Below are 23,722 nucleotides of genomic sequence, written 5' to 3'. Positions count from 1 at the left end.
AGTTTAACCCATAACCTAACTCACCGCTTTTGATTAAAATACTGTCACTGCCTTAGAGGAGACTATCTGCGCACGATGCGCTTAAAACAACACGGGCGATATTAATTTATTTTGGAGACTTTATCATGACTAATTTAGAAATATTAGGTTTTATATCTGCGTTTTTAACGACGTTTTCTTTTTTACCTCAAGCTATTCAGGTGATTAAAACACGTGATACCCAATCGTTATCGCTAGCGATGTATAGTTTTTTTACCGTGGGGGTTGCGGGTTGGTTAGCTTATGGCTTGTATAAAGAAGATAGCGCAATGATAGTAGCGAACATGATAACGTTTTTATTGGCCGCGTGTATTTTATCAATTAAGATTTATAACGACATTAAATCAAAAAAATCACATGATGATATTTGCACCGAAATGTAGTTAACCTTAATTCTGGTTAAATATAGTCAAAGCGATCGGGTTTTAGGGGAAGCAGTCAAGCTTCGAGACGCCATGAGCATATGCTCTACTATGTGATTGGGGCGAGTAAGCGCTGACAATGAACCATAAAACCTGAGCGAGAAGACTATAAACGAGGGGTATCCAGCGTTGAGGTTAGTTGTGCTTACCATTTGCAGAGTAACTCGTTGTTATTCTGCAAGTAAATTTAACGTGATAAAATGGGTAACCCTTTTTTATAAATTAAGGCCAATAAATAACTGTATGAAAAAACAGTTAGGTGTTAACCTTAAGCTATTCTTGTTTTACTTCTCTTTATACTTTGAAACTTTATATAGCAGAAAAACCCAGTTTAGGCCGAGCGATCGCAGCGGCTTTACCCAAACCACATAAAAATCAAAATGGTTATATCGAAGCCGGTAACGGCGATGTGGTTTCTTGGTGTATTGGCCATATTTTAGAGCAGGCGCAGCCAGAAGAGTACAATCCTGATTTTAAAAAATGGCAATTTGCACATTTGCCTATTGTGCCAGATCAATGGCAACTCAAACCCAAAACGCAGACTAAAGCCCAACTCAGTGTTTTGCGTAAGCTAGTTAAACAAGCTTCGCAATTGGTGCATGCGGGTGATCCTGACCGGGAAGGGCAGTTACTGATCGACGAGGTTATTGATTACCTCAAGGTATCAAAAACAAAAAAACAACAAACCCAGCGTTTACTGATTAGTGATTTAAATTTACCTGCCGTTAAGCGGGCATTAAACAATTTAAAAACAAATCAAGAATTTATGCCGTTGTCTGTTTCTGCTTTAGCGCGCTCAAGGGCTGATTGGCTTTATGGTATTAACTTAACCCGAGCTTATACCTTGCAAGGGCAAAAAACGGGCTACCGGGGTGTTTTATCCGTTGGGCGTGTACAAACGCCTTTATTAGGATTAGTGGTTAGACGAGATCAAGAGATCGCTGAGTTTGTCCCTAAAAATTACTACGATGTGCACGCGCATTTACAAACGGCTGACAACAAGCAATTTATCGCTAAATGGATCCCCAGTGAAGCTTGTCAACCTTACATGGATGAACATGATCGCGTATTAAATAAAGCATTGGCTCAAAACGTTGTAAAACGTATAACCGGGCAGCCAGCTCAGGTTGAAAGTGTAGACAAACAAGACAAAAAATTATTTGCCCCTCTACCTTATAATTTATCGGCGTTACAAATTGATGCCGCTAAACAATTCGCAATGAACGCGAAGCAAGTACTTGATGTGTGCCAAAGCTTGTACGAGAAGCATAAACTGATCACTTACCCACGATCAGATTGTCGTTATTTACCTAAAGAGCATCATGCGCAAGCGCCTAGTATTATTAATATGTTGGGTCAATCGTCGGGCAAATGGCGTGAATGGGCAAACAATGCCAATGCGAGTTTAAAAAGCAAAGCCTGGAACGACAGTAAAGTCAGCGCACATCACGCGATCATTCCAACCGCTAAAAATGTAGAAAATGTGCAATTAAACCGTGATGAACAGCAAATCTATCAACTTATTACACGGCAATACTTAGCGCAATTTTACCCGCCTTACTTATACCAACAAACAAAAGTGATGATTGTGATCGCTGGCGGACATTTTGCGGTTAATGCCAAAACGCCGCAACAAATCGGTTGGAAAGCCCTGTTTGCACGCACCAGCTCGACTAAGGCGGCCAATAAAACCCCAAACAATGACAATGAAGACGTTAGCGATAGCTTGCAAGATCAAACCTTACCGCCTTTAAGTGTGGGCGAAGCGCTGCAGTGTACCCAAGGTGAGCTATTAGAAAAAATAACCCAACCGCCCAAAACCTACACCGATGCTAGTTTGCTCAGCGCAATGACAGGCATTGCGCGTTTTGTGGCTGATCCGAGTATCAAACGCATATTAAAAGAAACTGATGGCCTCGGAACTGAGGCGACACGTGCGGGTATTATTGAATTATTGTTTAAACGCGGTTTTTTAGTGCGAAACGGCAAAAGCATTACGGCTACCGACGTGGGCAAGTCGTTAATTAATGCGTTGCCTGAGCAAGCGACATATCCTGATATGACCGCTCAGTGGGAATCTAACCTAAATGGAATTAGTGAAAAAAAATTTAGTTATCAGCATTTTATGCAACCGCTAACGCAGGTTATTGCACAAATGATTGAGCAATCGGTTGAGCAAAATTTTGCGGCTCTGCCTAAAACACCACCGGGTAAAGCCAAGCCATTTAAAAAGCCTTATAAAAAACGCACCAAGAAAAAAACCGCAAATTAGCTCAGTGAAAAAGAGATAAGACGGTAGGGCACTGTTGGTTGGTGAGTCGCACCGCAACTGTTCTTCACTTTCTCTATTTCTATTTTAAATTGGCAACTTGGTCAAAGTGCATGATCACTTCAACTATTTCGTGCGCCATGTTTTTACGGGTTTCGTCGGTGTCGGTTAATGTTTTGGCCATTACGGTGACAGTGGCAGGATGCACGAGTAAATCTTTGGCGTGATAACACTTAGCCGATTGCACTTTAGGTAACTTACCATCGGCATGATAATCACTTTCTATTTGTTCTAGCGTTAAGGTTTGCATCGTATCGGCGGCTTTAACCACTGCGCTTAGGTATTCATTGCATTGTGGATGACTGGCGGCAAATTCTGGCAACATGCTTTTTGCTAGATAAGTTAATGTTGATGACGTGGCTGAAATATCTTGAAAATCTGCGGCTTTTGTTAAGCGTTGTAAGCTTTGTGCGTTAGTTTTATATAAATCCCAAGCATCATTTGGCTTTGTTTGTGCATTAAGGCCTGCCGTCGTTAAGGCTAAAGCCGCTAATAAAGAAAGAGTGCGCATCATTTGAGTAACCTAATTTTAAGTCGTCGTTGGGTTGTATAATATTATAATTGATAATAATTATCAATTGCGTTTATATTTGAGTTAGGGTTAGTTGTAATTTAGTGATGCTGTTGTGCATTTTTCGATTGCTTTCGTTTGCAAGTATGGTTGGTTAAGCTTGTTTGTTGCGGCGGGTAGGATGACGTTCATGCCAACCTGTTAATGAGGTTTTCATTTTAGTTAATCAAGAAGCTTTTCATCTAGCGCACTGAATAAAGGGCGATGTGGTCGCATCACCCTTGTCGTTATGCTATTTCTTGTTTTTGCTTATATTTATCGCGTCATGTTTAAGCTGTCGCGAGTTGTTCAATATGACGCTTTTCATTGAAGTAGCGCTTAAGGCCTTCTACGTCTTCCCATACGCGTTTTTCCATCGATTTTTTAATTAAGCTTTTTGGAATAATGCCAAAAAACTTGCCGGGGATGGCAGCAAAATGCCATTTAACCAATGTGCCCTTAGCCGTGGGCGTAAATTCAAATACACCTTTAAATGGCAATGATCCCGATGTGGTTTCGTAGGTGTATCGCTTATTGATATCGTACCCAGTAATGAGTGAATCAAAATGCAGCTTACGGCTTAAAAAGCGAAAATGAATGGTATACGTTGTGCCCACACCTAAGGGGGTATCGGGGTTGTGCATTTTTATACTATCGAAAGATGACTGCCAATGTTTATCGTTTTCGGGGTTGCAGATAAATGCAAATACGTCGTCGACAGGGGCGGCTATTTCATATTCTATATCGATAACGAGTTCTCGTGGTTGTGGCTTATTCATAAGTGCATTCCTTTTCGGTATGAGATGTTGATGTTAGGTTGTCTAATTTGGTGTTTAAGTCGTTACCAATTTGAGTGACGAGCGGCTTGTACATGATCGTATTATGGTCACCTTTTATATCCACAACGGTAAAGGCATCGCCCAGTAACGTATCCCAGCCTAAATAAGTACCATAATCTTCAGGCTCGTCTAGCGCGCGGTATAATGTAACGGGTATATTGAGCGATTTTTCAGGATACATTTGTAGTGCCATGCCGTTTGCGATGTAAACTTGGAAGTAGTTCATTAATTTTTCTTCGTCGGCATCGGTTTCTATGATATCAATTGCGCGTGCTCGATCGAGCACATAGGCAAATTGCTCGTCTATCTCTATTTTTCGTAGTGTTTCAGGTGGGATGTGTAACGTTTTTCCGTGTGGTATGGCTAAATCACGTGCAAACCAAGACAGTAAAGTCGCATCGTCGCCATCGTCGGGATGGTTGGCAATAATAGGCGCACGGGTGTCAAACACATACACGCCACTAACTGTTTCGCCCATGGCTTGTAGTTGATTGGCAACTTCGTAGGCTATTACGCCGCCAAAACACCAACCGCCTAGTTGATAGGGGCCTTGTGGTTGTTGCTGGCGTATTTCGGCTACGTATTTTTGTGCTATTTCTTCAATGCCTACTTCGGCTTCATCGGCATCGTCTATACCCGGGTTTTGAAAAGCATAAACAGGTTGTGCTTTATTGATTGATTGGGTGAGTGCCATATAGCAATGAACGGTACCGCCTATCGGGTGCATTAAAAAAAGCGGTGTATGATCCGTTTCACCTTTGTTTAGCGTTACTAACATGCTGTTATCGGCAACTAAATTACCTTGTTCAATCGCCTGTGCCATGGCGGCTACCGTGGTGTAGTTAAGGGTAAATTGATTATCTATATCAATATTCAGTGTTTGTTTTATTTTGCTCGTTAGTTTTACCGCTAATAGTGAATGGCCGCCAATATCGTAAAAATCATCATTGATGCTTATTTGTGTTTGTTGTAATACCGTTTGCCATTGTTGCATGATGGCGTTTTCGAGTGGTGATGTCGGGGCTATTATATCGCGCTGATTATCGGTTAAGTTAATTTTGGGTAAGGCTTTTTTGTCTGTTTTGCCATTAGCGGTCATGGGCATTACTGCTATTTCGACAAAAAAAGCAGGGATCATGTAATTAGGTAAGCGCTGTTTTAACTCACTTTGTATCGTTTTTTGACCGATACTTTGACCTTTGTTAATAACGTAGTAACAAACCAATGCTGTTTCGTTGTTAATTATTTGTGGTTGTACAACGGTGTCGTGGATTTGTGGAATTCGACGGATATTTTCTTCTATGTCATCCAGTTCGATTCTAAACCCTCTTATTTTTATTTGATTGTCGGCACGGCCGCTGCATTCAAATAACCCGTCGCGATTGATGCGCCCTAAATCGCCAGATTTATATAAACGACCGGCTCCATAAGGGTTTGGCAAATAGGCTTTTTGTGTTAGCTCTGGTTTACCATAATAACCATCGGTTACGCAGGTGCCGGCAATATATATTTCACCCGTTACCCCTTGCGGTACCTGTTCGCGGTTTTGGTCAAGAATATACATTTGGGTGTTCGCCATTGGGTAACCTATGGTAACGGGGCCACCTGTATATTCAATAATCGAGCACCAAATCGTTGTTTCGGTAGGGCCGTAGGCGGTATATAAATGCGCGCAATCTGTGATGAGTTGTTCGGCTAATGTTTGTGGCATGGGTTCACCACTGCTAATGATGCTTAAATCTTTTTTACCTTGCCAACCGGCACTGTATAGCATTTTCCAAGTTGAAGGTGTTGGCTGCATTAAGCTTGGATTAAATATTTTGATCGCATTAATGAGTTTGTCAGGATCCGTTGCCGTTTCGGTATCGGCAATCATGACTTGACCACCTTGACTGATGGGTAAAAAGAATTCAGTTACTGATATGTCGAATGAAAAAGGGGCTACGGCGAGTAGCTTTTCGTCGGGGTTGATACCGGGGGTGTGACAAATTGATTCTATACAATTAACTGCGCAGCTGTGCGGTACGCTAACGCCTTTGGGTCGGCCTGTTGAACCAGATGTAAAAATAATATAGGCCGTTTGTGAAGGGGCAACAAGTGTGTGTTCGGCCGCTTTTACATGACAATTGGTTAACTCATTTAAAGTGGTTGTTGGTATTGAATGAGGTGGTTTAAGATTTGTGATGTCATCGCCTAAAATCATAACCGCTAGATCGGCATCTTCCATTATCATGTTTGCCCGCTCGATAGGCATATTGGGGGTGATAGGAACATAACCTGCGCCGGCTTTTAAAATAGCCAGCAAGCTAACAAGCATGTTTACATCTCGGTGTAAGCAAATGCCCACTTGTTGCCCTTGCACGGCGTATTGTTGAGTTAATACATTGGCAATATGCGAAGCTTGCTGATCAAGTTCTTGATAGGTGAGTTGCGTATTTATATCTTGTACTGCAATTTTATTTGGTGTTAAGTCGGCTTGGCGTTCAAATAAAGCGTGTACCGTTTTTGCGCGTGGCGTGATTATAGTTGGTGAATGCGCAACAGATAAAAGCTGCTTAGTTTGTTCTGTGGTTAAAAGGGTCGCGTGGTTAATATTTTGAGTTGGATTACGACATAAACTGTTGAGTAGTTGCACAAAATTGTCAGAAAACTGCGCCATGCTATCGGCTGAAAAAAGGTCTTGGCGGTATTTTAATGTGGCGGTTAATTCACCATCGATTTCGGCCCCCATTTCAAGCGCTAAATCAAACTGACCTTCTTGTTGTGGTACCCAGTAAGGTTCAAGTGTTAGCCCTGCCCAATCGATGCTTTTTTTATTGGTTGTTTGGCTGAAAAAATGTTCGAACTGGGCAAATTGCGGCAATTTGTCCCAAGCAAAATGCGCTTGAATAAGCGGTGTGCGGCTTTTGTCGTGTTTAGGTTTGATGGCCTCAACCACCTGCGGAAACATAACCGCTTGATGACGAATAGCCTCAACCACTTGTGAATAGGTGTGCTGTAGCATGTCGCTAAAATGTGTTTTTGAGGTGATTGTGCTGCGAGTTATGATCGTATTGACAAAATTACCCATCACTTGATGAAATTTTCGTTTTTCGCGACCGGCAGTTGGCGAGCCAACTAAAATATCGTTTTGGCCGGTATAGCGATGTAGCAAAACTTGGTAAACCGATAGGAGTAACATGTAAGTTGTTACATTTTGGGTTTTAGCTGTTTCTTTAATTAACGCCGTGATGTGAGCTGGGATGCTAAAGCTGAATGAGGTGCCTTGATAACGATTGACCTGAGGGCGAATAAAGTCGGTTGATAGGGTTAATTGCGTATTGGCACCCGTTAAATTAGCCACAACAGCGGCTTTAGCTTGTTGGTATTTTTCGGTTTGTTGTGTGGTTTTAAGCTGTGTTATTACATCGGTAAATTGCGGTGTTTGGCGCGTTTCGTTTTGTTCTTGGCCATTTATAATGTGTTGATATGCACTGGCCACTTGCTCAAGCAATAAAGCTAACGACCAAAAATCGAAATTAGCGTGATGGGCCGTGATCAGCATAACGTGTTCTTGACTCAATGTTGGAAAAATATCTACGCGTAAGCAAAGTTCTTTATTTAAATTAAACGGGGATTTTGCCGTTGCTTCAACAATTAATTTTAGTGATTCTTCACCTAAGTTGGCGGTGTTGTGTTGTTGTAGCTTGATAGGCAGATCGGGTCTTTCTAGGGTATTTATTTCACCTTTTAAATCGGTAAAGGTTTGACGTAATACCACGTTGTTTTTTTGCACGTGCTGAAAGGCGACTTCAAGTGTTTTAAGACAAACCGTTGACGTTATTTTTGTACCAAATGCCACATTATAGGCGTTAGTGCTAGGTTGTGTTTGCTGTATGTAATACAGCCCTTTTTGCATGTCAGTTACTTGACTCATTATATAATCCATTTTTGTTTCGTTAGTTGATATGTATCTGCTGTGTCGAGGCGGTGCATTAAGCTAAAAGGGCAGACAAAAATACACTGGTATTACTGCCTACCGCCTGTCATTTAGGGTACGTGTTTCGCTTTAATCGACTAATGATTCAAAATTTTCGACGATAAATTGCGCGACATCGTTGATGGTGTCGTAGTCCCAAAGTAAGGTGCTGGGTAATTCAATATCCAGCCAATCTTCAAGATCACCAATCATGGTGACAGCATCAATGGAGTCCAGACCATAGCTGGTTAATTTTTTGTTCATATCGACTTCAATTACGTCAATACGCAAACGTTCGGCTAATAACTCGCTCGCTTTTGTTTTTACAATGTCTAAAGTAGGTGCAACTTGATTGATAACTGTGTTCATGCGATTTCCTCCGCTGGAATTAAACTAAGTTCGGGTAGTTCAAGGGGTACTAAACCATAGCTAAGCGCGGCTTGGCTGCGGTGCAGTAATTCGTTAGATACTTGGGTTAAATGCTGCTCGCTGATCTCAATATCGATATTTAATTCAAGTAATAAGCGCTGTAAACCCACAATGAGCCAATCGGCTTTATTGATAAATACATCGCTGTTTTGTGTATTGTTTAACCAGTATTGAATTGAGCAAACGGCGGCGTGTACTACACAATATTCACGTGCAATTTTGAACATGCGTGGTGATTGCATATCTGATTTTTGTTCTACATGGTTGGCAATCCGCTGTAAATTTTGTTGGTGTTTGTTGAATACCATTTCAGCTAAAAAGAGTATTTTATCTGCGTTGTGTAAAGTGCCAGAAGCGTGTTTTAACGCCGCTATTATTTGTGGCCAGCTTTCCATTATTAAATCGCGCCCATGGCTGGATAAATCGAGCTTTTCACCTCTAAAGGTTGGAAGTTGCGTGCTGGCATCAAAAATGTTGCTGAGTTTACTGCTGGTAGTCTCTGCCGTGATGGCAAATAACTTGTCTTGACGACGTGCGAGTAATGATAATTGCGTGGTGAGTGAATAAAGATTAATTTCTGAACTACCATCAAATAGACTGACAACTTGACTGTCGCGTAACGATTTTTGAAAAATACCTTCTTTGTGCTTTTCTCTAAAAAAGAAGCGTGCGCCTAACACGGTTGCTAAGTCTTTTTGAGCTTGGTCTAATTTGTAGGGGGCAAAGCATTTAGCGACCGCCGATAACACACTGAATTGTTTTGGAATAACGTGTAATGCGCGTGACAAACTACTGCCGAGTGCATCGGTGATAAGCAAGTCGGTAAACGCATTGGTTAAATGATGGCGTGCATTTGGAATATCAAAGACATTACCTTTGTATAATCGTCGCTGAGTTGCAAAACCCATAACGACTCGTAAGTTATTTTCGAGCGCACCAATAGATAATGAAGCACAGAGTGTGCGAGTGACTTGAAATGCTTTAATGGCAATTTCGAGTCCGCCGCCTATTGGGCCAATTAAAGCGGATTTGGGGATGTGGGTTTTATTAAATTTGATCCCACATATATCGCAGCCTCTTAAGCCGTGCGTTTTTACTTTTGAGATGTAGGTAAATGTTGAGCAGTCTATTTTACTTTTTTCGACAAAAAACAGTGATAAATTACGCCCACCACTTTCATTTGCTGTGCGTGCTAACAACATAACTACTTCAGATCGGGCTGCTCGGTTAATCGGCCATTTTTCGCCTTCTAAAATAAACCCATCTTCGACTTCGGTTGCGGTGAGTTCGTTTGCGAGCAAGTCAGAACCATGATGTTCTTCTGAGTAAGCTAGACATTGTGCGCCATTATTTGAAAGCGTAACATCTGCGCAATGCTGTTTTAATATTTTATCACCACCAACCCAAACTAAAGTAGACCAAATCATGGTGCTCATGGTCACGGCTGTTGACAAATCACGCCGTGCCAGTACTTTGCCTAACGCATAGAGTTGCTCGTAAGTTTCGAATTTTCCGCCTAAGGCTGCAGGCACATAATGATGATGTGTTTTCAAAGAAAGTAGGTACTGATAAAACTCTTCTTGAAATGATTCTTGCTCATCCAGTTCCATCACTCGCTTGTAAGACATAATAGAATCGGGGTTATTGGGATCGCCCAAAGCGTGTTCAAGTTTATGTGCGGCTTGATGTTGTATACGTTGATTTAATGACATGCGTTAGTCTCCTTACTGTTAATGCGAGTTTCGGTGCGTTCGCTTGAACTTGTGCTTTTAGTCTTCGTGAACGTGTTATTAGCTGGGGCGTGATTGAGTAAATATTGTTTGCGTGCGGCTTGTCGTTGAATTTTCCCACTTGTGGTTTTGGGTAATGTACCGGGGCGAATAAAAACAATATCAAATACCTGCATTTCGTGATTTTTTGAAATACTTTCGATCATGGTTTGCTTGATTTCTTGTTGGGTGCTGAAATCTAAACGGTGATTTAGTTCGTGCATGATCACGAGTACTTCTTCGTCGGCATGCGGTACTGAAAAAGCGGCTCCCGTGTCAGGTTTTAATTCAATGTGTGAATGGCTTACGCTGTATTCGATATCTTGCGGATAATGATTTTTGCCACGTATGATTATCAAATCTTTCAAACGACCGGTAATAAATAGCTGGCCGTCATCGACAAAGGCATAATCGCCACTGCGTAAATATAATTGGTTAGGATCGCCTGCTAGCATGCCCGAAAAATCAGTGCCTAATACACTTTTTCTTTGCCAATAACCTTGCGCGATGCTGGCGCCTTGGATCCAAACTTCGCCTATTTCACCTTCTTTGCACGGTAGACAAGTGAGTGGATCAACGACTTTTATGCATAAATCGTTATGTAAGTGTCCGCTGCTGACCAGTGTTTGTGCATCGTGTGCTTGGCTTGTCATTGCTATATTTTGCTGTAAGGCTGTACGGTCTACTTTTTTGTATATTGCGCCTTTATTGGCTTGGCTTCCCGCGACAAATAAAGTGGTTTCGGCCATGCCATAACAAGGATAAAAAGCATTATGATTAAAGCCATGTGATGCGAAGCGTTGAGCAAAACGTTGTAAAGTGTTGGCATTAATAGGCTCAGCCCCGTTAAAGGCAATACGCCAACTTGATAAATCGATTCCGGCGAGTTGTTTATCTCGAATACGGTTAACACAAGCTTCAAAAATAAAATTGGGTCCGCCAGAAATCGTAGCTTTGTATTCGTGTATCGCTTTAAGTAATTTTATAGGGCGTTGTATTACGGATATTGGCGATAAAATGACACAGTGAAACCCTGCATATAGCGGTTGTAGTAATCCGCCAATTAAACCCATATCGTGATAAGGCGGTAACCAAGTAACACAGCATGAATCGGCGCTGGATTGCGTATTTTTATGAATTAAGCTTGAATTATGCAATAGGTTTGCATTAGACACCATGACGCCTTTTGGCGCACCGGTTGAACCGGATGTATATTGTAAAAAGGTTATATCATCTGGTTTTAAACTGATAGGTTGCCATTTTTCATTAGCTTTATTGTTAAGTGGTAAATTATCGGTTGTTAGCCAGGTTGCGCCAAATTGCGCTAATTCATCTAAAGCGTCTTTGCTTGAAATGGCTAACGTTGACTCTAAGGTTAATAGAAGTTTGGGTTGAGCATCTGCGAGTATATTAGCTAAGCGATTAAAATGACTACTTTGTCTGGGCTCGTATACGGGGACGGCTATCGCACCGGCAAAAATAACCGCAAAGTAAGCCACAATATAATCAATACCCGTTGGATACATTAATATGATGCGTTCACCTTTTACGTTATAGCTTTGTATGTGAGCGGCTAACGTTAATATACGTTGCTGAAATTCGGCATACGTGATGTTTTCTTTTTCATCTTTACGATCTTTTAAATGCGTATAGGCAACATCATTCGGTTGTACTTGAGCTCTAAAATTGACGAGTTCGATGAGTGAATCGCCTTCAAAAGGTATTAAACTTTTCATTAGTTTCGGTCCATGAGTTATTAAAGCTCAGGCCGAAGCCTGCGCTTTAATGGGTCTTTAAAATACTAAGTTTTAGAATTTATAGTCTTCTCGCTCAGGTTTTATGGTTCATTGTCAGCGCTTACTCGCCCCAATCACATAGTAGAGCATATGCTCATGGGGTCTCGAAGCTTGACAGCTTCCCCTAAAACCTGATCGCTTTGACTATATATAGGTTTTTAATTTGGCATTCATTATTGTGCATTTGTTTCGGGCTTTAATTGCTCACTGTATTGCTCTGATTGAGTGGTGCTTTTAAATAACCAAGGGTCAAGCTTGTAAAGCAAAGCCGGTAAAATGAATAAGTCCATCACGAGTGCGATAAAGATAGTCAGTGCTGACAGGTAACCTATTATGCTATTAACTTTAAAACCTGAAGTCGCTAACATTGAAAAGCCAGCAATTAAGACAATAGAGGTGACAACAATGGCTTTACCAACGGTTAAAAACGTTTGTTGTATGGCTTCATTTGCCGGTAAACCTAATTCGCGGCGATTACGTATGTAGCGAGTTATAAAATGGATGCTATCGTCTACAACAATACCAAACGTTAAAGCGGTAATAATTGAAGCCGCTAATCCGATCATGCCTACGGTTAGGCCCCAAATGCCTAATGCAACTAAAGCCGGTAGAACATTTGGAATGATACTTAATATGCCTAAGCGAACTGACTTAAACGGCAGAATTAACACAACACTTATCATGAACACCGCTAATAAAGTCGCATTTAACATAGAGGTAATATTTTTTTGCGCAATACCCCCAAACATAACTGACCAACCTAGACCTTGGGCATGCATGGTTGCAGGCAAATTTTGTTGCATCCATGTTTGTGAGCGTTGCTCAAAAGCCAGAAGCTCGTTATTGGTAATGTCATTTAAGGTTACGGTTAAACGTGTTGCTGATTTATCGAGTTTAACGCGGTCGGTAATGCCTAAGCCAAAAGGGAGTGATGTTTCGTATAATAATACCAGCTGTGCTGTTAGTTGATGATCGCTTGGGATCTGATAAAAAGCCGGATCATCCTGGTTAATATTTTTATTTAGGCGCTTAATGGTGTCGCTGAACGTATTAACATGAATAACTTCAGGTTGTTGATAAAGCCAAGCCGTAAATTTATCTAGGTTATTTAAATAAGCGGGTTGAACTATTTGGCCTTTAGCGGTGGCTTTTATGTCGTATTCAACAATATTGATCCCCGTTAAATTTTCAAGTGTAAATTCGGTGGCAACTCTCACTTCAAAACTTTCATCAAAGTAGCGAATAAAATCTTCGTTTAATTCATTTTTCATTGCACCACTGGCAATTAAAATAGCGGCCGATAAACCTAAACCTAATACTAAATTATACTTTTTCAATACCAGTTTAGCGCAAGCGTTCATTGCACTGTTTAGCCATTTGTTTTGCGGTTTAGCCGTTTGTTTATGTTTAATGGGTAAAATATTGAGTAAAGCGGGAAGCAGGGTTAAAGATAAGATGCACGCAGCTATTATGCCTACCGCTGCTATATTACCCAGTTCTCTAAAAGGTGGAGCTTCACTAAAGTTCATGGTTAAAAAGCCGATTGCTGTACTTAAGGTTGTGAGTAACACGGGCTTTACATTGACGGCCATGGCTTCTTGAATTGCTTGTGGCTTAGGCTGTTTTTTATTACGTAAATTATTAACGTAACTCATTAAGATGTGCACACAGTCAGCAACGGCGATGGTTAAGATAATAATAGGAGCAGCGCCAGAAACTGGGTTGATTTTATAGCCAATAAAGCCTGCAAATCCCATTGCAGCGACAATTGAAAGCAAGATGATTGTTAAACTGGCAATGACGGCTGAAAACGATCTGAGTAGTAAAAATAAACCAATTAATATAAGTATCAACATTAAGGGGATAAGTGTGGCGCCGTCTTTTTCGGATGTTTCGGGAAATGCATTATTCATCATAACAATGCCAGTTAAGTGAACCTGAACATCGGGTGATGCTTGACGGATTTGGTCTGCTATTTTACGAGCATAAGCAACGACCTCTCTGGTTTGCGTGTCAACTTGCCCTGGCGTAAAGTTAATCGTGACATTAACAGCACTGACATCCCCTTTTTTAGATATTAATCGGTTAACTAAATTAGGTTCATTTAATGCGGTGTTTTTGACTTGTTGCAAATAGGGTTTATTCGCGACTTTATTTATATTGACTAAATCTTCGATGATTAAATCATCACCTTCAGCGTAACTGTGTTGGTAGTTGATAATTGAATCAACACGGGTTGAATAAGGGATTTGCCAACTCGACTCTGTGAGGTTAGCGAGTAGAGTTAGTGTTTTTTGACTAAAGATGTTGCCTGATTTTGGGGCGATAACAAAAAGTATATTGTCACTTTTACTGTAACTGTTACTTAAGGCTTCAGAAGCGAGTAAATCTTTATCGTTACTTTCAAAGTAAACTTTATAGTCAGCCGTTTGGACTAAATTTTTAGCCCCAGCTCCTACAAAACTTACGAGTATAATACTCAGTATTAATAGTGCCCAACGTTGTTTGTGAACCCAACCGAATCCCATTGTGTTTATCCTTTTTTTTGTTTAATCCAATAATTTTATTGTTTAAATATAAATCTTTATATTTAAGTGGTTAATTTTTTGGCGAACGTCTATTACTTTATTTATGAAAAAATAAATTCATCCTGTTGTTTTTAAATGTCTTTTTTAAATGGTGTTATTCTTTTGTTATTTTCAACTCTAAGGGGGTAATGTGTAAGAAATGTGGATTATCGACATATTTTTTAATTGTGCAACGCGGATATTTAATTCTGAGACGTATTTAACATTACTTTTGTGATGTAATTTTAAATTGCGTTAAAAACAACCTAGATGCGGGGTTTATATTGATGTGTATACCTTGTCGATTCGGTATATAATCGAGCTAACTTACTTTTGTGTTTTTTTGTTGTGCAGCAAGGTTTTTTATTAACAAGACAAAGTCATGATACCCCGACTGGCACACAAATTGTGTTGTGGCTAAAAACACTTAACGGTCCGGTTAAATTGGTTGTTGATAATCAACAACCTGTTTTTTTTGTTGCGCAACGCGATCATAAGCAAGTTGCCTCTCTTCTTGCTCGCCATCACATTTTATATCGTTATGACCCGTTAACATTATCTACCTTTGACGATGTATTAGTCGGTGGTTTGTATTTTCAATTTATTCGCGATCATAACAAAGCCTTTCGGTTGTTAAAAAAACACAATATTGAATTATTTGAAGATGATGTGCGTTTAGAAAATCGCTTTTTGATAGAGCGTTTTGTGCATGCGGGTATTGCTTTTGTTGGTAATGAACGCGTTGATTTGCAGTTTTCTGAATGGACAAACGTTAAGTTAAAACCAACGGAATGTGTTGTCCCCTTGACTATGTTATCACTTGATATTGAATGCTCGATGCAAGGTGAATTATATTCTATTGGTTTACAGGGTTGCGGCATAAAACGTGTCTTGATGATTGGCAATCCTGAAGCGTACGATATTGAACCGAGTGTTGATATTATTCATCCGCCAGAATCGTTACAAATTTTTTGGGTTGAGAACGAAAAAGCCTTATTACAAGCGCTTGAGCTACATTTAACTCATATTGATCCGGATATTATTATTGGTTGGAATGTTGTTAATTTTGATTTTAAGTTATTACTAAAACGCGCTGAATTACACAAACTCAAATTAAAATTAGGGCGTGATCATCAGTATGCTACTTGGCGTGAAAATCGCAATGCCACACATCAAGGCTTTGTTACGTTGCCTGGGCGTGTGGTTATTGATGGCATTGATGCATTAAAAACCGCCACTTATCACTTTGATAGCTTTAGTTTAGAATCGGTTGCACAAACGTTATTAGAGCGCGGTAAAAAAATTGAAGATGTGACGAATCGTGTTGAACATATTACGCATGACTTTAATCATAATAAACTTAAATTAGCCGAATATAACCTAGAAGATTGTCAGTTAGTTACCGATATTTTCAACCATACACAGATCTTAGATTTTCTTATTTTTCGTAGCCAACTCACCGGCTTAGAATTGGATCGAGTTGGTGGTTCGGTTGCTGCCTTTACTCATGTCTACTTACCTAAATTGCATAGAGCAGGGTATGTTGCGCCTAATTTGCCATTAGATGGCGGGTTAGCGAGCCCTGGTGGTTATGTCATGAATTCTAAACCTGGTTTGTATGACAATGTCTTAGTGCTTGATTTCAAAAGCCTTTATCCTTCTATTATTCGAACTTATAAAATCGACCCTTTGGGTTTGATTGAAGGTTTAAAAAGCCCTGATTCAGCCATTGAAGGCTTTAAAGGGGCAAAATTTTCGCGTGATAAGCATTTTTTGCCCGATATTATCGATACCTTATGGCAGCAGCGCGATCAGGCTAAGCGCCATCAAGATGCACCACGATCGCAAGCCATCAAAATTTTAATGAACAGTTTTTATGGGGTGTTGGGATCGGGTGGGTGCCGTTTTTATGATACGCGTTTGGCTAGCTCAATTACGATGCGCGGCCATGAAATAATGCAGCAAACCGCGACCTGGATTGAAGCACAGGGATATGATGTTATTTACGGCGATACAGATTCAACTTTTGTTTGGTTAAAAGATGAATCCGACCCTGAAAAAATACAAAAGCTGGGTAATGAATTAGCTCAATTAATTAATCAAAAATGGCAAGATAAATTAAGCCAAGAGTTTGATTTGCCCTGTTATCTTGAAATTGAATTTGAGACACATTTCCGACGCTTTTTAATGCCAACGATTAGAGGTTCTGAAGCCGGTAGTAAAAAACGTTATGCTGGCACTGTGATTGATAAGCAGGGCAATATTAAGTTGGTATTCAAAGGGCTTGAAACAGTAAGAAGTGATTGGACCGCTTTAGCAAAAGAATTTCAATTGCATTTATACGAGCTTGTTTTTAGTGGCCAAGATCCAAGACAATATATCCAAGATATTGTTGCCGCGACACTTAAAGGTGAGAAAGATCATTTATTAGCTTACCGAAAACGTTTACGACGTAACTTGGCCGACTATGTTAAAAATGTGCCGCCGCAAGTTAAAGCAGCCCGTATGGCTGATGAAGAAAATAAGAAACGCTCGTTTCCTTTACAATACCAGAATAAAGCGTGGGTTGAATATGTGATCACAACACAAGGGCCGCAAACCACGGAATATAAAAATGCCCCTTTGGATTATCAGCATTACATTGATAAGCAATTATTACCCATTGCGGATGGTATACTGCCTTTTATCGATTTATCATTTCAAAAAGTACTTAATCGACAACTGAGTTTATTTTAAATTAACCTTCGAGGATATTATGTTTAAAGCAAGTAAGATCATCTTTTTTATTGTGATAGCAGGTTTAGTTGCGTGTAGCCGCACCACACCTTTACAAGATTCAATGCAGGGGATGGCCAAAGGCATAAAAACCATTGTTAAAGCCCAAGCGCATGAAGATAAAGAAGCTGGGTTAGCTTTATTGCAAGAGCATATTGCGATCGCAAAATTGCAGAAAGTAAGACCAGATGACCAAGAACAATTTGATGAAGGTTTAACTAAGATAGAAGCGTGTTTAGCTAAATTAGCCACAGCGGTCGCGTCAAAAGATGATGAACAAATTATGGCGGTTTTAAAAGAATTAAAGAAAATTAAACAGCATTATCATGAAGCGATTATTGATGAGCCACAGTCTTAATTAATTTTATGAGTGACTCGAGGGTGGAAAGTAAAAAACTCTTGCCGAGTTAAAAGGTTAAAGATCCCGGCAAGAGCAAACACAACCAACAGGGGGAAGTATGCGAAATAAGCGTGTAAACCCAGATAATAACGTGGCTATTTGTTAATAGCTCGCTAATGAGTTTGACTTATTTTTCATGTGGTTATGATAGTGATTTTTGCGTGGAATATAAGTCTGTGCATACGTATTCAAATGCATGTTGCTAATGCATACGTATGTATAGTCTTCTCGCTCAGGTTTTATGGTTCATTGTCAGTGCTTACTCTCGACTTTGGCTCCTGCGTCGTTCTAACACCTAAATCCATTTAGGCGGCCCCAATCACATAGTAGAGCATATGCTCATGGCGTCTCGAAGCTTGACAGAACTCCCTAAACTCCGATCGCTTTGACTGTATATTAAGCGTTATTGGTTTAATAATTGGTTTTGGTCAGCCATTCTCTTAAATCATGGTGCTCAAATTTTATAATTGATTGAGCACATCTATTTTAGCTTGATATTGAGATGACATATCGTTGAATTCGGCATATCGCTTTGCTTTACTCAAGTAATGTTTAGTTTGTGATTTATCGCCTAAGCTGTAATAAGCTTGGGCTAAATTAAAGTAAAAACTATCTACTTTATTATTCAGTCTTATCGCTTTTTTGTAATGCTTAATCGCTAACATAAAATCACCGTCTTCAACTGCTAAATCTCCTTTTAATTGATGAAAGTAAGGATTGGTATAGCGTTTTTTATTTAACGACGCGTATATTTCTTCTGCTTTATCCTCTCGTCCTATTTCGGTATATAACGCGGCTAAATTGTCATAAACCGTTAAATTAGTTGGGTCTAATTTCAGTGCTTGGTTGTAGGCTTTTTCTGCCATTGCCACCATTTCTTTGCGTTTATATAACAGACCTAAATTAGACCAAGTTGGTGAATCATTTGGATGTAATTCAATAGCTTGTCTTAAATAATGATAAGCATAATTTAAGTCACCCGCGATTAAAGCCGATGCCGCTTTGTTGTTGTAAAACATCGCTTGTACTTGCGCTTCAGATAAACTGATTCGAGGGTATCTTTTATTGTCTAAATTGGGGGCAAAATCTATTTCTTTTGAATAGCTAAATAGCTCTGTTGTGCTGCTAAACTTAGTCGCAACTATTTTTAGATTAACATGGCCATTGGCAAGTTTATTACCTTCACGATCAGACCATAACTCAGGTACTTTAACTTCTTGTAGATGTACTTTTAAGTTGGCCGTTTTAGCCATCGCGTAAGCCATAATTGATAATGAAAGGCAATTAGCGGTTTTGTTTTGATAAGCTTGAGTAGCCGTTAAATCGGCGGTAGCACTGTATTTTATATCTTCGTTGGGTTTGCCAACAATCTCCTCAATTAAAATATTAACTTTTTTTTGGTAACTATTGGTTTGCGCCATTTTTTTCTTTATGGCGAAAGCAATATTGTTGTCGAGCTCAAAAATATCGTTCCGCGACTCAATATAATAATAATTGGGATCATCAAATTGATGATCTGCCAGTAATTGCTTATCTAGTTTTGTATTGAGATGGTTTGGTAATTGACTGCACCCTGTTACTAACATCAAGCTTGTGATTATTTGAATGAATACACGCACTCTTTCTGCTCTAAGCCACATTCTCATTTTAATCACCTATATGCTTTTTAATTACTACCATATAAGCATTGCCGTAATTCTGTAAAAAGCAATATAAAATGTTTAAAAAATGTTAATAATAATTAAATTGTAAAGTGTATAAAAAACAGTCACTTAAAAAATAAGCTCTTGGTATGCTGTTGTTTATAAAGATTTTTTATTTATAGGTTTTTTGATTTAATTTTTGAATTTATTGAGAATTGTACTAATACTGATTTAAACCAATTTAAATTAGCATTGTGAATTTACAAAATAATAATAATTTTGAAGATTAAGGAGAATGTATGCGACCGTTTAATAAAACGCTATTAGCAACTGTTATAGCGTCTTGTTTTGCCTTATCGGCTTGTGGGGGCAGTGATGACCCTGCTGATGCAGATAATGATGGTGTGATTGATGTTGAAGATGCTTTTCCAAATGACGCCAGTGAAACGCTTGACACAGATAAAGATGGTATAGGTAACAACGCAGATACGGACGATGATGGTGATGGATATGCCGATAGTGATGAAGTTGCCTCAAACTCAGACCCGCTCAGTGCCGCTAGTAAACCCACCGATACCGATAACGATTTTATTTCAGATGCAACAGACCCTGATGATGATAATGATGGCGTCTCTGATGTTGATGAAGCCACCAATAATACCAACCCATTAAAAGCTGATTCAGATGATGATGGGGTTAATGATAATGTTGATGAATTTCCGAATGATGCAACAGAAACAGTAGATACCGACAATGATGGTACGGGTGATAACGCCGATACTGATGATGACAACGACGGTGTTTCAGATGTGGACGAAGCCACCAATAACACCAACTCATTAAAAGCTGATTCAGATGATGATGGGTCTAATGATAATGTAGATGCCTTTCCGAATGACCCTGCTGAAACAGTCGATACCGATGGTGATGGTACCGGTAATAATGCAGATACCGATGACGATAATGATGGTGTTTCAGATACAAATGAAGCCACCAATAACACGAACCCATTAAAAGCCGATTCAGATGATGATGGGGTTAATGATAATGTAGATGCCTTCCCGAATGATGCTGCTGAAACTACGGATACTGATGGCGATGGTATGGGCAATAATGCCGATACCGATGATGATGCCGATGGGTATTCTGATGTCGATGAAATAGCGAATAACTCAGACCCGTTAGATGCATCTAGTAAGCCGCTTGATACCGATGGCGATTTTATCCCTAATTCAAGTGATCCTGATGATGATAATGATGGTGTATCGGATGTTGATGAGGCAAAAAACAATTCTGATCCATTACTTGTTGATACTGATTCGGATGGTACAAATGATGATGTTGATAAATTTCCGGCTGATCCGGCTGAAACCGTTGATAACGATAATGACGGAGTCGGCGATAATGCCGATACTGATGATGATAACGATGGTATACCGGATACAGTTGAAGTTGCCGCAGGTTTAGACCCATTTGATGCGGCTGATGCTGCACTTGATTCGGATGGTGATTCAGTTAGTAACTTAGATGAATATAATGCGGGTACAAGCATTACCGTGGCTAACGCTTCTGTTAGTGGTGTAATTATCGCGGGGAGCGTTAAGTCGGGCAGTACTTCTGGGGCTGCAATTAGCGGCGCGGTTGTTGATATTAGTATTTTTAACACTGCGGGTAATGTGATTGCCACGCAATCAAGTTCAACAGGCGCTAATGGTAACTATCAAGTGCGTATTGCAGACCAGGTGTTAGTTGAACAACCCAATTTACATAATAGCTTCCAAGTTTCAGTCTCGAAAAAAGGGTTTGCCCAAGGTGTTTTTAAAGCCGACTCAACTAAAAAAAGTGGGCAACAAATATCGTTAAATGCGGCACTGCAGCCTGTTGCAACTAAAACCGTAAAAGTAAAAACAGATACGGCGGTTACTGCGTCAGATGGTGTGCGCAAGCTCAAATTTGGCTTGTTTAAACGTAAATCATCAGGACAAGTTAGTTTGTTAGCGGGAGAAGAGTATCAAGCCGCTAAAATTGCAGCTGACGGTGATGTATCTAACATGCTGACGGCTGAAATTCCTTTTGCGTTTTTACCTGATGATTTAGAAAAAGTAACCATAGAATCGGGGTATTTTAATCCAAATTCTGAAAAAGACCGTAACGCATTTCCGGGTGATTTTGTGGCTACGGGTAATACTGAAAATCAAGGTGTAGGTATTACGTTAGAACCGGATTCAGCCAATGCTGCCGCTGAAGATGACGAAGAGTACCGTTTAATTTCTTCTGTGTTTGCAGCACTTAAAATCTCGGATCAAGATGGCAATAATTTAACACTAGATGATTCAGCCGCAACGGCTGCAGATGGTGACCCGGTTATTACTTTAGCTGTACCTACTGATAGTTATAGCACAATTGTTCGTGACCAAGACGCTTCAATGACTGGGGTGCAAGTTCCAATTTACGTTTATAACGATGGTTGGAAATTTGTTGGTAATGCAACCTTGGTTATCGATTTAGGTGTTGGGGTTACAGAATACCAATCAAGTGGTTTTGGTTTGTATGAAGGTGCTTTAGTGCCAACTGTTGATAGTGTTATCGGTGGTAACCTTTATGCTTATATTGAAATTGTTGATGGTAATGATTGGCTGCAATGGGTCAATGTAGATTGGCCTATATTGGCCGCTAATGAAGAAACAATTAACAGTGTTTGTTTTGAAGGTTCTGTTGTTTACGAAAGTGGCAGTGATGAGCCTGAAGCATTTGCTGGTTATGTTGATATTCAATTACCTGATGGTGGATATGAATGGAACTATGTTGAAGAGTCTGACTTCCGTCACGATACATTAACATCCGAAACCGGAACCCCTGATGATTGGTTGTTTAATATTTGGAATGAAAAAACCAATGACTATGAATCAATCGATAAACCTTTTGACACTATTGTCGTTAATGATGATACCGGTGAAAACTGTAATGACTTTGGTCAAATTGTTTTATCTAATCCTTTCCGCTGCAAAATCGAAGGTTCGATAACCAATAGTGCTGGCGCGCCTGCAGAGTGGCTATATGTGCAAGCATCAAATACGTCATCTGATTACTTCAATTATGCCTATTCAAATGACAGCGGTATGTACAGTATTAATGTGCCGTGTGATGAAGCCGTAACCTTACAACCCGGGTTTGATGAGAGCGCAGCGACTAATCGTACTGTCACCTCGACTCAAGGTAAATTAACGGTTAATTTTGTCTTAGAAAATCAAGCGCCACAAGTTGAAATTTGGGGTGATGATGAGGCTGATTCTGCAGAAGCGATAACACTAAATTACTGGACTTTTGATGCTGATGGTAATGATGTTTCTGTTGTACCAACATGTGATAAAACGTGTGATGTGAGTGTGGTTGATGGTGATTCTTTAGCGTTCTCTGCTCAAGAGGGGGGTACTTATACTATCTCTTTAGTCGCTACCGACGACGCGTCATTGAGCAAATCAGCCCGCACATCTTGGGAAGTTGAAGTGTTTTCTGCTGAAAATAATTTGCCGGATATTGTCAGCGTGCAAATTGACAGTGCTGTGTATGCTTCGCCCAGCGTGATTAACCATGCCGTCAGTTTTGAAAATAGTTTATCGGTTAATATCGATGTGTTTGCTGATGATGTTGATGGTGATGATTTAACTTATAGCTGGCAAGGATGTACCTCAACCTCACCTCTTTGTACGCTAAGTGATGTTATCGCCGGTGAAACGTATAACGTAACCGTTGAAGTGAGTGATGGCATTGGTTTTGCGCAATCTCAGCAAATGGCGATATTTGTTAAGCCTGATGGTTTGCCAACAATCACATATTTATATGCTGATGCGGTTAATACACCCTCTGCCGACGGTGTGAGTACAGCCGCAATTACTTTGGCTGCGAGTGCAACAGATGATAAGGCTAAGTATAAACCCGCTAATGACTCTATTCCTAAGCTCGTACCTACTTGGTCAATTATGCAATTAGCTAATGCCGATGGAACACTTTCAACGCCGATGGCTGTGGCGTTAGATTCGTTTACGGTATCTAACCAAAAAGTCGTGATTAATGCGGGGCAGCTTCCTGTTGGTCGATACACGGTGACGTATACGGTATCAGATTCAGTTAATGATGATACCGTGTCTAAATCGACTAACTTCTCTGTGATCACCAATGACAGTGCTGTCGTTATTATTGAATAGG

13 protein-coding genes are annotated in these 23,722 nt (G+C 40.0%); 5 read left to right on the top strand and 8 right to left on the bottom strand.

Features of this window, described 5'->3' with window-relative positions:
• The first annotated feature begins 125 nt into the window (after positions 1-125).
• Positions 126-422, top strand: a complete 297-nt coding sequence (locus DPX34_RS02510; protein ID WP_111976836.1) for a SemiSWEET transporter — start codon at positions 126-128, stop codon at positions 420-422.
• Between the two features lie 340 nt (positions 423-762).
• Positions 763-2,733, top strand: coding sequence for a DNA topoisomerase III (locus DPX34_RS02505; RefSeq protein WP_111976835.1), 1,971 nt, complete (start codon positions 763-765; stop codon positions 2,731-2,733).
• Positions 2,734-2,812: 79 nt separating this feature from the next.
• Here the strand turns inward: DPX34_RS02505 and DPX34_RS02500 are convergent, their stop codons facing one another.
• From DPX34_RS02500 to DPX34_RS02470, 7 genes are all read right to left on the bottom strand, one after another.
• A complete protein-coding gene (locus tag DPX34_RS02500) occupies positions 2,813-3,304 on the bottom strand; it encodes a hypothetical protein (protein WP_111976834.1) in 492 nt (163 codons plus the stop codon).
• A gap of 326 nt (positions 3,305-3,630) precedes the next feature.
• Positions 3,631-4,119: an SRPBCC family protein gene (locus DPX34_RS02495; protein ID WP_111976833.1), complete on the bottom strand. Its 489-nt coding sequence runs from the start codon at positions 4,117-4,119 to the stop codon at positions 3,631-3,633.
• Positions 4,112-8,095 (bottom strand): non-ribosomal peptide synthetase, encoded by a 3,984-nt coding sequence (locus DPX34_RS02490; protein ID WP_198673602.1) that lies wholly within the window; start codon positions 8,093-8,095, stop codon positions 4,112-4,114. Before DPX34_RS02490 ends, DPX34_RS02495 begins: the two co-directional genes overlap by 8 nt.
• Positions 8,096-8,227: 132 nt before the next feature.
• Positions 8,228-8,506, bottom strand: a complete 279-nt coding sequence (locus DPX34_RS02485) for an acyl carrier protein (protein WP_111976831.1) — start codon at positions 8,504-8,506, stop codon at positions 8,228-8,230.
• Positions 8,503-10,278 (bottom strand): acyl-CoA dehydrogenase family protein, encoded by a 1,776-nt coding sequence (locus DPX34_RS02480; protein WP_111976830.1) that lies wholly within the window; start codon positions 10,276-10,278, stop codon positions 8,503-8,505. The genes DPX34_RS02485 and DPX34_RS02480 overlap by 4 nt, the downstream gene beginning before the upstream one ends.
• Positions 10,269-12,071, bottom strand: coding sequence for a fatty acyl-AMP ligase (locus DPX34_RS02475; RefSeq protein WP_111976829.1), 1,803 nt, complete (start codon positions 12,069-12,071; stop codon positions 10,269-10,271). The genes DPX34_RS02480 and DPX34_RS02475 overlap by 10 nt, the downstream gene beginning before the upstream one ends.
• A 233-nt stretch (positions 12,072-12,304) precedes the next feature.
• Positions 12,305-14,659, bottom strand: coding sequence for an efflux RND transporter permease subunit (locus DPX34_RS02470; RefSeq protein WP_111976828.1), 2,355 nt, complete (start codon positions 14,657-14,659; stop codon positions 12,305-12,307).
• Positions 14,660-15,046: 387 nt separating this feature from the next.
• Here DPX34_RS02470 and DPX34_RS02465 point away from each other — a divergent pair, with 387 nt between their 5' ends.
• Positions 15,047-17,434 (top strand): DNA polymerase II, encoded by a 2,388-nt coding sequence (locus tag DPX34_RS02465; protein ID WP_111977009.1) that lies wholly within the window; start codon positions 15,047-15,049, stop codon positions 17,432-17,434.
• 19 nt (positions 17,435-17,453) lie between these two features.
• Entirely contained in the window at positions 17,454-17,831 is a 378-nt protein-coding gene (locus DPX34_RS02460; protein WP_111976827.1) for a cytochrome b562, read from the top strand.
• Between the two features lie 503 nt (positions 17,832-18,334).
• Here DPX34_RS02460 and DPX34_RS02455 read toward each other — a convergent pair.
• Positions 18,335-19,519, bottom strand: coding sequence for a tetratricopeptide repeat protein (locus tag DPX34_RS02455; protein WP_111976826.1), 1,185 nt, complete (start codon positions 19,517-19,519; stop codon positions 18,335-18,337).
• 296 nt (positions 19,520-19,815) lie between these two features.
• Between DPX34_RS02455 and DPX34_RS02450 the strand changes: the two genes are divergently transcribed.
• Positions 19,816-23,721 carry a hypothetical protein gene (locus DPX34_RS02450; protein ID WP_111976825.1) on the top strand — a complete coding sequence of 1,302 codons (3,906 nt, stop codon included), beginning with the start codon at positions 19,816-19,818 and terminating at the stop codon, positions 23,719-23,721.
• The last annotated feature ends 1 nt before the right edge of the window (position 23,722 follow it).

The organism is Algibacillus agarilyticus (assembly GCF_003286125.1).
Taxonomy (GTDB): domain Bacteria; phylum Pseudomonadota; class Gammaproteobacteria; order Enterobacterales; family Alteromonadaceae; genus Algibacillus; species Algibacillus agarilyticus.
Note: the sequence above shows the minus strand (reverse complement) of the source record. Positions and strands in the feature narration are given on the sequence as shown.